Raw genomic sequence first — 14,357 nt, 5'->3', positions numbered from 1 at the left:
TTTCTTTCTAGGGGTTACACCCCTCTCACCTCACACCTCTAACCTCATAATACTCATCCAAAAACTCATCCTTTATCCTCTTCAACTCTGAGCGAGGCAGGATGCGCAGCAGCTCCCAGCCTATATCAAGGGTTTCCTCGATCGAACGGTCTGTGGTATAGCCCTGATTTACATATTTCTGCTCGAATTCATCTGCAAATCTGGCATAGAGCTTGTCTATATCGGTAAGGGCCGCCTCTCCTAAGATGATCATAAGCTCCTTTGCGTCCTTGCCCCGGGCATAGGCAGCAAAAAGCTGGTTCATCGTATTGGCATGATCCGCTCTTGTCTTTCCCTCTCCAATTCCCTTGTCCTTAAGTCTCGAAAGAGAAGGGAGCACATCTATAGGAGGCTTTATGCCCTTCTGGTAAAGCTCTCTTGACAGGATGATCTGTCCCTCTGTTATATATCCTGTAAGGTCAGGAATAGGATGAGTCTTGTCATCCTCTGGCATGGTAAGTATAGGGATCATAGTTATAGAGCCCTTCTTTCCCTTCTGCCGTCCTGCTCTCTCATAGAGGGTAGCAAGGTCAGTATACATGTATCCAGGATATCCACGGCGTCCAGGGACCTCCTTACGGGCAGCCGATATCTCACGGAGTGCATCAGCATAGTTAGTGATATCTGTCATTATCACGAGTACATGCATATTTTTCTCGAATGCCAGATACTCAGCAGCGGTAAGAGCCATTCTAGGGGTAGCTATTCGCTCCACAGCAGGATCGTTTGCAAGGTTTACGAACAGGACAGTCCTGTCTATAGCCCCCGATTCCCTGAATGACTCCTGGAAATAGTGAGCCTCCTCAAATGTAATACCCATTGCAGCGAATACAACTGCAAACGGCTCGTCTGTTCCTCTTACCTTTGCCTGACGGGCTATCTGAGCCGCAAGCTGTGAATGAGGCAGTCCCGATGCTGAGAAGATAGGCAGCTTCTGTCCACGTACAAGAGTATTCAGTCCGTCGATAGCAGATATGCCTGTCTCGATGAATTCCTCAGGATATGCTCTTGCGGCAGGATTCATAGGAAGTCCGTTGATATCCCTTCTCTCATCAGGAAGGATCTCAGGTCCCCCATCTATAGGACGGCCAAGACCGTCAAATACACGTCCCAGCATATCCTCTGAAACTCCAAGCTCCATAGGACGACCCAGAAACCTTACTGATGAGGTATCCAGATTGATCCCTGTCGAAGGCTCGAACAACTGGACAAGTGCATTTCCACCGTCGATCTCCAAAACCTTGCAGCGACGCTTTTCTCCGTTTTCAAGAGTAAGCTCTCCGAGCTCATCATATGTGACATCACTGACGCCCCTTACGAGCATAAGAGGGCCGGAGACTTCCTGTATAGTTCTGTATTCTCTAGGCATTTAGAAGTCCTCCTTTTTTGCTGCTGCTTGATGGATCTCTCTGTCAAGCTGATCAGAGATCTGGTCGAATCTTTCCTTCAGATCCTTCTCAGGGGTATACTTGAATCTTCCTATTTCCTCTCTTACCGGAAGTGCTACCAGATCATTAAGGGATGCTCCCGAATCAAGAGCCTCTATCGACCTGTCATAATATGAAAGAACAAGCTCCATCATCATAAGCTGCTTTTTAAGAGATGAGAAGGTATCGACCTCATGGAAGGCATCCTGATGAAGGAAATCCTCACGGATACTTCTTGCAGCCTCCATCTTCAGACGGTCAGGAGCCGAAAGGGAATCCATTCCGACAAGCTGGACCATCTCATTCAGCTTGCTCTCATCTGAAAGTATGCTCATAAGTCTTCCACGAAGCTCCATCCAGTCAGATGAAACATTGCCGTCGAACCATTTGCCGAGACTATCGAGATAAAGCGAGTATGATGTCAGCCAGTTAATAGCCGGGAAATGTCTCTGGTAAGCCAGATTAGCATCCAGCGACCAGAAGACCTTTACTATTCGAAGAGTTGCCTGAGTGACCGGCTCTGATATATCACCACCTGCCGGAGAAACTGCTCCGATAACCGAGAGCGCTCCATCCCTGTCATCACTTCCCAGACACTTGACATGGCCTGCTCTTTCATAAAACTGTGCCAGACGGCTTCCAAGATAAGCCGGATAGCCCTCCTCACCAGGCATCTCCTCAAGTCGTCCGCTCATCTCACGGAGGGCCTCTGCCCAACGACTTGTCGAGTCAGCCATCAGTGCCACTGAATATCCCATATCACGGAAATACTCAGCTATAGTGATACCTGTATATATAGATGCCTCACGGGCTGCAACCGGCATATCCGATGTATTGGCTATCAGGACAGTCCTTTCCATAAGAGAATGTCCGGTCTTAGGATCCTTAAGGGTTGGGAACTCGTTAAGAACATCTGTCATCTCATTTCCACGCTCACCACATCCTATATAGACCACTATGTCTGCATCCGCCCACTTGGCCAGCTGATGCTGTACGACAGTCTTACCTGAGCCGAATGGTCCTGGAACTGCGGCAACTCCACCCTTTGCTATAGGGAAAAGCGTATCTATAACACGCTGCCCTGTAATAAGAGGTCTGTCAGGAGAAAGTTTCTGTTTATATGGTCTTTCCTTTCTTACAGGCCATTTCTGGAGCATCGCAACAGTATGATCCTTTCCATCATTATCTGTTATGACTGCTACAGTGTCAGTTACCTTGAAGTCGCCTTCCTTTATCGAGCTGATCCTTCCAGAGATACCGAAGGGAACCATTATCCTCTGGGTTACCACATCGGTCTCCCTGACAGTTCCTATTATATCTCCGGCCTCTACCTGATCGCCCTGGGACATGACAGGAACGAAATGCCAGATCTTATCCCTCGGGAGTGCAGGAACCTCGACTCCACGCTTCAGGTTGTTGCTACCGGTAACCTTCATTATCTCTTCCAGAGGACGCTCTATACCATCGTATATATTTCCTATAAGACCTGGTCCAAGCTCGACGCTCATCGGCTCACCTGTCGATTCGACTGGCTCTCCCGGTCCAAGTCCACTGGTCTCCTCATATACCTGGATACTCGCTTCTCCTCCGCGCATCTCGATGATCTCACCGATAAGTCTCTGCTCAGATACGCGGACCACATCAAACATATTCGCTTCACGCATACCCTCAGCAATGACAAGAGGCCCGGCTACTTTTTTAATTGTTCCTAAACTCATATGGTCACCTCTTAACTACCAAAAACAATGTCGCTTCCAACTGCCTGTTCCACGCTTCTTTTCACTGCAAGCATCCCTTCCCCGGTATTTCCGCTTGCTCCGGGGATCAGGATTATAGCAGGAAGTGGCCTCGTGGCATAGGAGGCGATTGTTCTGTCTATCTGTTTTGCCAGCGCCTCCGTGACGTATATTACTGCGGTCTGTTTCTCTGCAAGGTCACGAAGTATCTTCTCGGCTGACCTGGGATCCGTGACCGGGAAAGTCTCGAAGCCAAGGGCTCCGAATCCGTAGATCGAGTCCCAGTCACCCATTACTGCGATCTTATACATAAGTTTTACTTATCCTTTCCCTGATCATCGTATCAGGCAGATCATTTTCCTTTCCGGTAAGGATGATACGGACATTGCTGATCTCAGACATCCTTGCAAGTATATATGCTGCAAGAGGTCCGATCGTAAACGGATGATAAAGCTCTGTCCTTATCGAATCCATCAGCGAATCGTTACACCATTTCTCAAATGCGAAGAATGATCTTTTAAGCTTTTCGACAGCATCCTTATATCTGGTGTTTTCCAGATAGTCATATATCCTGTCCCGTCCCAGACATGCTGCCTCCGAGAGTCTTTTTATATCGATCGTATCGCACTCTGCAAGCGCCCTTGAATAAAAGGTCATATCCTTAGCGATATCAGCTCCCCTGACAGCTGTCTTTATATCAGAAAGGGCGACCGTAAGCTCTCCGTACCTTCTGATAAGGGAATTGTGATCTGATCGGGCTGCCTCTCTTATGGCACGAAGAGACGCCCTGTCTATTATCACATCACAGGCCTGTCCGTCTCTCGAATGCAAAAGCTCGTCGGTTGCTTCCTTTCCTGCCTCTGCCATGGCATCCGGCAGGGAAGAAAAATCCTGTTGTGAAACTGCTGTCCTTATCCTTTCAACTGGGATCGTTCCTCCCTCAACAAAGATATCATCTATCTGACCTGATGAAACTGTAAGCTTTATCGCGGCCTTCAGATTGTGATAATCCCTCTTCAGCAGGAATACATCAAAGGCATGCGGATCATCGACCATTGAAAGGACTGTATCGAAGGTCTTTTCCTCCTCATAGGAGAGGATATCCTGTACTGACTCTCCTGCCCCATTGTTCCTGCCCTTCCAGCCCTTCTCGGACAGAAGAGACAGGGCCTCCCTTTCAGATGCAGCGCCGATCAGCTGTTCCATAAAGGCATCGTTTAAAAGCGCATTTTCCTTTGCTCTGATCCTGGCGACCGCATATGTATATTGCTTTTCCGGCATAAAAAGCCTCCCTTCAGTCGTCAGTCAAATATGGTTTCCTTTATTATGTCTGTAAGCTCGTCCTTTTTCGCAAGAAAAAGTTCATCTATAGAGACGTTCTCATAAGATCCCTCATAGGAAAGAATGAATCCATGAGCGAAATCAGCAACTGAATTGCCCTCTGCTACAGACCTGCCGTCAGTAAGCTTGGCAGAAACCTTGTCAACAAATCCTTCAGGCAGCCTCCCTGCATCCTCCTTGCCGAACGTGATCACTCCTCTGCCCTGATCGGCATTTTCAATGATCAGCTTCTCAAGGAATGCAGCATAGTCGCTGTCGCTAAGCCCATAGAGCTTTTTCTTTGCAGCGAGAAGAGTCTCCTCGATGATCTCCTGCTTCGCAGCAAGAAGACAGCGGCGCTTTATTATGTCTCCGGCCTCATCAGCCTGCTTTAGAGCTTGTGCTGCTGTGGCGGCTGCCCTGTCCGCTATCTTCTTTTCTGCGGCGTGGATCTCCTTTTCGGCTTCTCCTGTGATCTGGTCGGCCTTTTTTCTGGCCTCGTCAAGGATAGCATTTACGCCGTCTTTTGACTCCTGTTCGATCTCGCCTACAATCTTGTCTAATCCTGTCATCTGATCTCCTTCTCCTATCTGCTTCTCCTTTATTTATGCAAGAGCAGATACACCGAATATTGAAAGAATTGATACAAGAAGCGCAAGGATCGCATAGGTCTCTACCATTGCAGGAAGGATCATTGCTTTACCGAACTGATCCGGCTTCTTTGCTACAAGACCGATAGAAGCAACTGCAGCCTTTGCCTGGCAGATGGCAGAAATAAGGCCAACTACTGCCATCGGAAGGCAGGCTGCGAAGTAAAGCATTCCCTTCTGAACGCTCATGTCTGCGGAGCCACCCATTATTCCTATATTAGTCAGGGTAATGAATGCTATAAGAAGTCCGTAGATACCCTGAGTACCTGGAAGAAGCTGAAGGATCAGGACCTTTGAAAAAAGTGACGGATCCTCTGTTATCACTCCTGCGGCTGCCTGTCCGGCCTTTCCTACTCCGATAGCTGAACCTGCACCTGCAAGAAGTGCTGATAATGCTGCTCCTAAGAGCGCCCAAACTGTTCCCATGCTCATAGTCAGATTTCCTCCTTAACCTTGTAATATTTTGTCTTCTCCTCGAATGGCGTGAACTCTCTTCCGCCACCATTATAGAACTTTCCAAAGAACTCCACATACTGGAGCCTGTTTGTATGCACATAAGCGCCAAGGGCGTTTATTGCAAGGTTTAATATATGCCCGATCACGAAGATAAGTGCATACATGATAACGCCTGCCACTACCGGCATGGCTCCTCCTACCATCCCTGCCATGGTATTGAATACCGACGAGATGACGGAGGTTGCAAGACCAAGAGCCAGAAGCCTCGAATATGACAGCACATCTGACAGATACGAGGTGATACCGTAGGCTCCGTAAAGTCCCTTTGCAAGTCTCTTTCCCCAGTTTTTCGAATCTCTTCCTGCGAAAAGAACGATTCCTGTAAATCCAATTATCGCTACTATAGAGCTTATCTTCTTTACGCCTGCTCCCAGAGTAAACGTAAGACCAAGCATGCCTGTTATCATAGGCAGGCAGAGAAGAAGCACTACACAACCACCGACAAACATATACCAGAAGAGTCCGTCATAAACAGCATCCCGAGGCTTCCCGTTCTTTATGTCCTGATACATAAGGATCCCCAGACCTGTAAAAAGATGGATAAGTCCTACTGCAAAGCAGAAGGTAAGCATCTTTATAGGGTCATCAAGAGGATTGAACCAGATCGGCGGAAGCAGCCTTGCTGCTGCATCCTTCGGCACATTGAAAAATGTCTGGGCCACCGAGGATACGACGTCCCCGAAGAAGCTTCCGAATATGAAGCCTACTACCGTGGTAGCTATACCGCAGTAAAAGAACATCTGGAATGTCCTTTTCATTCCCTCCTCCATGTTTTTGAATTTCTTCAGAAGGACCCCGCATACAGTTGCTATGATGATGCCATATGCTGCATCCGAAAGCATAAGTCCGAAGAAGATATAATAGAAAAGCGACACAGGCATTGACGGGTCTATCTCGTCCTTGCCCGGAAGAGAATAGCTCTTTACGACTCCCTCGACAGGAGAAGCAAAGGCATTGTTCCTAAGCTTTACCGGTACGTCCTCATCCGGCGCAGGATCACAAAACTCACATGCAAGATCAAAGCGTGCCTCAAGCGCACGAGACAGCTTACTGTAGTCAGCTTCAGGCACATATCCATGTATTATCACAACATGGTCAGACTGGTTCAGCTTACCGATAACATCATACTTATCAGATCTCATTCTGAAATAATCAATGATAAGTCTTATATCATCTCTTCTGTCACCATAGCCCTTTATCTCTGAGACCAGCTGCTGTCTTCTTGCAGACGCCCTCTGCATCTGGGCATCTATTCTCTCAATAGCTTTAGCCGGAGCAAGTGACACTCCGTCCTCTACTGCCCTTGACTGGGAAGGAGCCTTTGTGAAATTCATCCTGTGCAGGACCTCAGACAGTTCCCTCTCATGCGTCCTTAGAGTCGTAAACATGACAGCCGTGCTGGTATCATCAGCGCTTATGATCCTTACATCCACCTGATCGGAAAAATCGCACAGCTCTCCGAGACAAACATAGATCTCCTCAAGATTCGTCCTTCCGGTAAGCGTCCCTATAAAGCTTGTCGTAAGCCTTGTCCCGGTAAAATCCAGCGGAAGGTCGAAATCCTTCCAGGGATAAAGAGCCTCCTTGTCCATCTGGGCCTTAGGGACCGCTGCAAGTGACTGGGCATATTCCCTGTAAAGGGAGTTGATACAGGAGACTGTCTCAAGAACCTCGTCACGCTTTGTAAGTGCCCTGCCGAACTCCTCAACAGTGAGCGTCTTTCTTCCCTCAAGGGATGAGAGAAGACCCTTCTTCTGCGGATCAAACCGCTCAAGCACCTCCAGGGCATCCTCCATGGAGTGAATATTCTTCTCAAAGATCTGTTTCTGCGCCGATACGTCGATCTTTTTGTAGCGGCCGTCCTCTTCTGTGTCTGTGTCTATTTCTGCTGTGCCCTGTCTCTGAAGAAACTCAAGTAACTGTTTTCTGTCGCGGCGCATCGCAATGATCGTCATCCGCTTCATTGGCATCACAGCCATAGAGTCTGACCTCCTTTCCTGCAGGTCCTTTTGGACCTGTCAACTAACGGCCATCAGTCAGGGCCTCTAATATCCGCTCAAGCGCTTTTCCTTCCTTTGTCTTCGCATCGTCCCTAAGCTGCCTGGTAAGAGCTCCGCCCTCCTCCTTAGCCTTCTGTGTGATGGAAGCTGCCCTCTCACGGGCGCTACTGATGGTCTCCTGGGCTTTCTGCCTTGCAGTCTCGATCCTCCTCTGCTTTAAGTCCTTTGCATCGGATGTGGCCTTCCTGATAATGGCTGCCGCATCATCCTTTGCTCTGGCCTGGGCACTGTCGAGATCGTCCTCGGCCTTCCTGATCCGGTCGATAACTTCCTTCGCCAAATAGCATCACCTGTCCTTTCATTCCCTCTGTTCAACGAAATTATGAACTTTTTCTGTTCACCCTATAAATTTTACAACAAGTCATTGATTAAAACAAGTAAAATATATGAAAATTGCACAAAAAAATAAAAGAGCAGCACTGTATTTTGTGCAACTCTTTTATTTCACATATATTTTTGTTTCCTTTTTCCTTTACAGATTAGAATATCCCATCAGATATTCGTCTACCTCCCTTGCACAGAGGCGTCCCTCATTTATCGCCTTTACTACGAGTGACTGGCCTGTATGCATGTCTCCTGCCGTAAATACCTTATCCGCAGATGTCCTGTGGCTGCCGTTTACACCAGAGACATTAGTGCGTCCATCAAGCTCTACCTTGAAGGCGTCTGTCACATATTTCTCAGAGCCTAAGAAGCCTGCTGCAATAAGAACTAGCTGACAAGGAACCTCTTTCTCGCTTCCCTCGACAGGAACCATATTCATCCTTCCTGTCTTCTCATCCTTCTTCGCTTCGAGTGAAACAAGAACTACAGCTCTAAGATTGCCCTTTCTGTCCTTCTTATATTCCTTTACAGTAGTCTGATAGATCCTCGGATCATGACCAAATACAGCGATGGCCTCCTCCTGGCCGTAATCAGTCTTTAAGATCCTCGGCCACTCAGGCCAGCTGTTGGACTCTGTCCTTGCCACAGGAGGCTCAGGCATCATCTCAAGCTGAGTCACTGATGCTGCCCCATGTCTCATGCATGTACCTACGCAGTCATTTCCTGTGTCTCCGCCTCCTATGACGATAACATCCTTGCCCTTTGCGGAGATATAATCTCCCTGAGGAACGGCATTTGCATCAAGGGCCTTTGTCGTCGATGTAAGGAAATCAACGGCAAAGTAGATCCCCTTTGCATCCCTTCCCGGAGCTGCTATATCTCTCGGATGAGAGGCTCCGCAGCAGAGCACGACTGCATCGTAATCCTTTAAGAGGCCTGCTGCCTTCAGGGAATTTCCTGCATCAGAGTTAGTGACAAAAGTGATGCCCTCTTCCTCCATTACAGAAACCTTTCTGTCGATCACGCTCTTCTCGAGCTTCATATTAGGGATACCGTATCTTAAGAGTCCTCCGACTTTGTCATGTCTCTCATAGACTGTGACAAGATGTCCTCTCTGATTCAGCTGATCAGCAACAGCAAGTCCGGAAGGCCCGCTTCCGATCACTGCGACCTTTTTGCCTGTGCGTACCTTAGGAGGATTCGCTGCTGCAAGTCCATGCTCATAGGCATACTCTATGATCGCATGCTCATTTTCCTTTGTCGATACAGGATCAGAGTGAAGTCCCTCGGTGCAGGCCTTCTCGCAGAGAGCAGGGCATACCCGGCTGGTAAACTCCGGGAAATTGGAGGTCTTGTGAAGCCTTATATATGCCTGCTCATAATTGCCATGATAGACAAGATCATTCCATTCAGGGACCAGATTGTTGAGCGGACATCCTGAGGTCATACCGGCTATATTGCATCCGTACTGGCAGAACGGGACTCCGCAGTCCATACATCTGGCGCCCTGAAGCGACTGCTTCTGTGGGCTCAGATATGTATGGAATTCATGAAAGTCCTTTATCCTTTCCTTTGGAGAAAGTGCCTTTGATTCCTCTCTGTTGTAATCTAAAAATCCAGTTGGCTTACCCATTACTTAATTCCTACCTTTCTCCAGTCATGCAGTAAACGGTGAAAACTCATCAGCTTCTGTCTTGATCTTTATGTCGCTCTGCCCGGTGACTGCTCTGAATGCCTCCATCTGGGCAGCCTCTGATGACAGTCCCTTTTCCTCCATCCAGGCAATCGACTGCTGCATCTTCTTGAAGTCGTGAGGTACTACCTTCTTGAACCTAGGCAGATACTCAGAGAAATGATCATAGATCTCCTTTCCCTTTTCAGAGCCTGTGACAGCAACGTGCTCAGCGATAAGCTCCTTCAGTTCCTGAACATCGTACTTGTCAGTTACCTGCTCGAGGCTTACCATGCTCTGGTTCAGTCTCTTGTAGAGAGTTGCATCGTCATCAAGTACATAGGCGATACCGCCGCTCATTCCGGCTGCGAAGTTCTTTCCGGTGCGTCCTAATATAACAGCAATTCCGCCTGTCATATATTCGCATCCGTGATCTCCGACTCCCTCTACGACTGCAGTTGCACCTGAGTTCCTTACAAGGAATCTTTCTCCTGCAACTCCGGAGATAAAGGCTTTTCCGCTCGTAGCGCCGTAAAGAGCTACATTACCGATCACTATATTCTCATCTGCCGGTATCCTTGACCCCTTAGGAGGATAAACTATAAGCTTTCCTCCTGAAAGTCCCTTCCCGAAATAGTCGTTTGAATCCCCGACAAGCTCTATAGTAAGTCCCTTAGGAATAAAGGCTCCGAAGCTCTGTCCGCCTGCTCCCTTGCAGTGGATAGTATAGGTATCCTCAGGAAGGCTCTCCTTGAACTTCCTTGTGATCCTTGATCCGAACAGGGTGCCAAATGCTCTGTCTGTGTTCTTCACATCAACATCCACTGACTTCTTTTCACCTGGCTCTATATCGAGAGGAAGCTTCTTTAAAAGCACCTTCTGGTCGAGAGTATCAGAAAGCTTGAAGTCGAACTCGTTCTTCTTGTCATAATGGATAGGCTTCATATCCCTTACAAAAGGATTGTCGAGGACATTGGTGAGGTCAACCCTTGCATACTTAGGATGCGATCCGTCTGAAACGTCATCCCTTACCTTCAGCAGGTCGCTTCTTCCAACAAGCTCATCTATAGTCCTTATCCCAAGAGAAGCCATTATCTCGCGAAGATCCTCAGCTATGAACTTCATGAAATTGACAACATACTCAGGCTTTCCGGCAAAGCGCTTTCTAAGCTTAGGGTTCTGGGTAGCTATTCCCACAGGACAGGTATCCTTGTTGCAGACACGCATCATAACGCATCCCATTGTAACAAGAGGTGCTGTAGCAAAGCCGTATTCCTCTGCTCCGAGCATGGCTGCTATAGCCACATCCCTTCCTGTCATCAGCTTACCATCTGTCTCTATAATGACCTTTTCACGGAGGCCGTTTCTGATAAGGGTCTGGTGAGCCTCAGATATACCAAGCTCCCATGGCATTCCTGCATTATGGATAGAAGAAAGCGGTGCTGCTCCGGTTCCGCCGTCATGTCCTGAGATCAGGATGACCTGAGCCCCGGCCTTTGCGACTCCGGATGCGACTGTTCCTACTCCTGCCTCTGATACGAGCTTTACAGAGATCCTTGCCTTGTCGTTTGCATTCTTCAGATCATAGATAAGCTCTGCCAGATCCTCGATCGAATAGATGTCATGATGAGGCGGAGGTGAAATAAGGGATACACCTGGTGTGGAAAGTCTTGTCTTGGCTATCCACGGGTAAACCTTCTTTCCAGGAAGATGACCGCCTTCGCCCGGCTTGGCTCCCTGGGCCATCTTGATCTGGATCTCCTGGGCTGAATTCAGATATACAGAGGTGACACCGAATCGTCCGCTCGCAACCTGCTTTATGGCAGAGCAGCGGTTCAGTCCGTCTGAGCCAATGCTTAGGCGATCCTCCTCTTCTCCTCCTTCACCTGTATTGGACTTTCCATGAATCATGTTCATTGCTATAGCAAGAGTCTCATGAGCCTCTCTTGAAATGGATCCGTAGCTCATTGCTCCTGTCTTGAACCTTCTCATAATGGAGCTTGCCGGCTCCACCTCCGAGACAGCTATCCCCTTCTTAGGGAACTTAAAGTCCAGAAGTCCGCGCAGATTCTTGACACAGTCCTCTCTCTCTACCTCCTTCTCATATTCCTTGAACAGGGAATAGTCGCCTGTCCAGGTGGATTTCTGCAGGAGATGGATAGTGTTAGGATTGTAAAGATGCTCCTCCTTACCGGAACGCATCTTATGATAGCCGCTTGAATCAAGAGTAGTATCCTCTCTAAGCTCGAGCGGATCGAAGGCCTTGTCATGACGGTACTCGACATCCTTTGCTATATCATCAAGCGTGATCCCGCCTATAGGAGAGGTCGTGCCTGTGAAATATCTGTCGATCACCGACCTGTCTATACCGACTGCCTCAAATATCTTGGCACCCTGATATGACTGGATCGTTGAGATACCCATCTTTGAAGCGATCTTTACTATTCCTGAAAGGATGGCATCATCATATGCCTTGCAGGCTGCATAGTAATCCTTCTTCAGGGTACCCTCCTCTATCAGCTGGCGGATGCTCTCATGAGCGAGATATGGGTTTATCGCAGAGGCTCCGTAGCCTAAGAGAGTAGCAAAGTGATGGACATTTCTAGGTTCTCCACTCTCTAAGACAAGAGAGAGACGGGTCCTCTTCTTTGTACGTACCAGATGCTGCTGCAGGGCTGATACTGCAAGAAGTGAAGGGATGGCTACATGGTTCTCATCTACTCCTCTGTCGGAAAGGATAAGGATATTTGCCCTGTCCCTGTATGCTCTGTCAGCTTCTACAAACAGATGCTCTATTGCCTTCTCAAGAGATGTGTTCTTGTAATAGGTGATAGGTATGGTCTCCACCTTAAAGCCCGGTCTGTCCATATTCCTGATACGGAGAAGATCTGTATCGGAAAGGATAGGATGGTTGATCCTTAAGAGATTGCAGTTCCTTGCACTCTCTCTTAAGACATTTCCTGCTGTCCCGAGGAAGATGGTAGTAGATGTGACTATCTTTTCTCTTATCGAATCAATAGGCGGGTTTGTGACCTGGGCAAAGAGCTGCTTGAAATAGTCAAACAGTGGTCTGTGCTGGTTCGAAAGCACAGCCAGAGGAGTATCCACTCCCATTGCTCCAATGGACTCGGTCGCATTCTCTGCCATAGGCATTATGCCCTCACGGACATCCTCATAGGAATATCCGAAGGCCTTCAGAAGTCTCTGTCTGTCTGACCTTGAGTTCTCCGGGACCGGCTTATTCGGGATAGGCACATCAGAAAGGTTTACCAGATTCTGGTCAAGCCACTCGCCGAAAGGATGACGTGATGCATAGAGATCCTTTACCTCCTTGTCGTCGATAAGTCTCTGCTGCTTTGTATCCACGAGAAGCATCCTTCCCGGCATCAGACGATCCTTCTTTACTATATGACTCTCATCTACAGGCAGGACTCCTACCTCTGATGAAAGGATCAGGTAATTGTCATCTGTCACATAATATCTGGATGGACGAAGTCCGTTACGGTCAAGGACTGCTCCCATTATGTCTCCGTCAGAGAAGATGATTGATGCAGGTCCGTCCCATGGCTCCATCATGGTAGCATAGTACTCGTAGAAGTCCTTTCTCTTCTCATCCATGGCACGGTTGTTGGACCACGGCTCAGGGATCGTGATCATAACGGCAAGCGGAAGCGGCATACCGTTCATCATCAGAAACTCAAGCGTATTATCAAGCATTGCAGAATCTGATCCGTTAGTATTGACCACCGGGATGATCTTACTCATATCATCCTCGAGGTACTCGGAGTACATGGTCTCCTCACGGGCAAGCATCTTGTCCGCATTACCCTTTATGGTATTGATCTCTCCGTTATGGACTATGTATCTGTTAGGATGGGCACGTTCCCAGCTAGGATTTGTGTTGGTAGAGAAACGTGAATGCACTATGGCTATGGCTACCTCGAAATCAGGATCTGTAAGATCTGCATAGAAGGTACGGAGCTGATTGACAAGCATCATGCCCTTATAGACTATTGTCCTTGAGGAAAGAGAAGCGACATAGGCACTCTCCTCACAGGTCTGCTCGAAGACTCTGCGTACTACATAGAGCTTCCTGTCGAAATCTATGCCTCTGCTCACTCCCTCAGGTCTGCCGACAAAGGCCTGACACATATAAGGCATTGTGGATCTGGCAAGCTCACCAAGGATCTCTGTCTTTACAGGGACATCCCTCCAGCCGAGGAAAGGCACACCTTCCTTTTCGGCTATAATCTCAAACATCTTCTGAACGCGCTTACGTCTGAGCTCATCTGTAGGAAGGAAGAAGACACCTACACCGTAATCGCCCTCCTCCTTAAGCTCGATGCCGATCCGGGCGGCAGCCTTCTTGAAAAACTTGTGTGAGATCTGCAGCAGGATTCCTACTCCGTCACCTGTGGTTCCGGCAGCATCTTTTCCGGCCCTGTGCTCAAGATTCTCAACGATCTTTAAAGCATCTGATACGGTCTTGTGAGTCCTCTTTCCATCGATGCTTACAACTGCACCGATTCCGCAGCTGTCATGCTCGAACTGGGGATCATAAAGACCCTCCGGCTTTGCCAGCCGTTCTTCTTTTGGATTTGCCATTACTTTTC

At 48.3% G+C, this 14,357-nt stretch carries 10 protein-coding genes; all 10 read right to left on the bottom strand.

What is annotated here, in order from left to right:
- Positions 1-25: 25 nt before the first annotated feature.
- Positions 26-1,408, bottom strand: coding sequence for a V-type ATP synthase subunit B (locus ACTNCK_RS03275; protein ID WP_441080945.1), 1,383 nt, complete (start codon positions 1,406-1,408; stop codon positions 26-28).
- On the bottom strand, positions 1,409-3,184 hold the full coding sequence (locus ACTNCK_RS03270; RefSeq protein ID WP_441080944.1) for a V-type ATP synthase subunit A: 1,776 nt from the start codon (positions 3,182-3,184) through the stop codon (positions 1,409-1,411).
- A gap of 11 nt (positions 3,185-3,195) precedes the next feature.
- On the bottom strand, positions 3,196-3,513 hold the full coding sequence (locus ACTNCK_RS03265) for a V-type ATP synthase subunit F (protein WP_441080943.1): 318 nt from the start codon (positions 3,511-3,513) through the stop codon (positions 3,196-3,198).
- A complete protein-coding gene (locus ACTNCK_RS03260; protein WP_441080942.1) occupies positions 3,506-4,483 on the bottom strand; it encodes a V-type ATPase subunit in 978 nt (325 codons plus the stop codon). Before ACTNCK_RS03260 ends, ACTNCK_RS03265 begins: the two co-directional genes overlap by 8 nt.
- A gap of 20 nt (positions 4,484-4,503) precedes the next feature.
- Positions 4,504-5,094 carry a V-type ATP synthase subunit E gene (locus ACTNCK_RS03255; protein ID WP_441080941.1) on the bottom strand — a complete coding sequence of 197 codons (591 nt, stop codon included), beginning with the start codon at positions 5,092-5,094 and terminating at the stop codon, positions 4,504-4,506.
- Between the two features lie 33 nt (positions 5,095-5,127).
- A complete protein-coding gene (locus ACTNCK_RS03250) occupies positions 5,128-5,604 on the bottom strand; it encodes a V-type ATP synthase subunit K (RefSeq protein WP_441080940.1) in 477 nt (158 codons plus the stop codon).
- A gap of 2 nt (positions 5,605-5,606) precedes the next feature.
- Entirely contained in the window at positions 5,607-7,667 is a 2,061-nt protein-coding gene (locus ACTNCK_RS03245; RefSeq protein ID WP_441080939.1) for a V-type ATP synthase subunit I, read from the bottom strand.
- A 43-nt stretch (positions 7,668-7,710) separates the two neighbouring features.
- On the bottom strand, positions 7,711-8,028 hold the full coding sequence (locus tag ACTNCK_RS03240; RefSeq protein ID WP_441080938.1) for a hypothetical protein: 318 nt from the start codon (positions 8,026-8,028) through the stop codon (positions 7,711-7,713).
- 192 nt (positions 8,029-8,220) lie between these two features.
- Positions 8,221-9,705 carry a glutamate synthase subunit beta gene (locus tag ACTNCK_RS03235; RefSeq protein ID WP_441080937.1) on the bottom strand — a complete coding sequence of 495 codons (1,485 nt, stop codon included), beginning with the start codon at positions 9,703-9,705 and terminating at the stop codon, positions 8,221-8,223.
- Positions 9,706-9,729: 24 nt separating this feature from the next.
- Entirely contained in the window at positions 9,730-14,349 is a 4,620-nt protein-coding gene (gene gltB / locus ACTNCK_RS03230) for a glutamate synthase large subunit (protein ID WP_441080936.1), read from the bottom strand.
- Between the last annotated feature and the right edge of the window lie 8 nt (positions 14,350-14,357).

The sequence above is a fragment of the Candidatus Weimeria sp. HCP3S3_B5 genome, assembly GCF_052064335.1.
Taxonomy (GTDB): Bacteria; Bacillota; Clostridia; order Lachnospirales; family Lachnospiraceae; genus Weimeria.
This window is presented reverse-complemented; position numbering and strand designations above follow the sequence as displayed.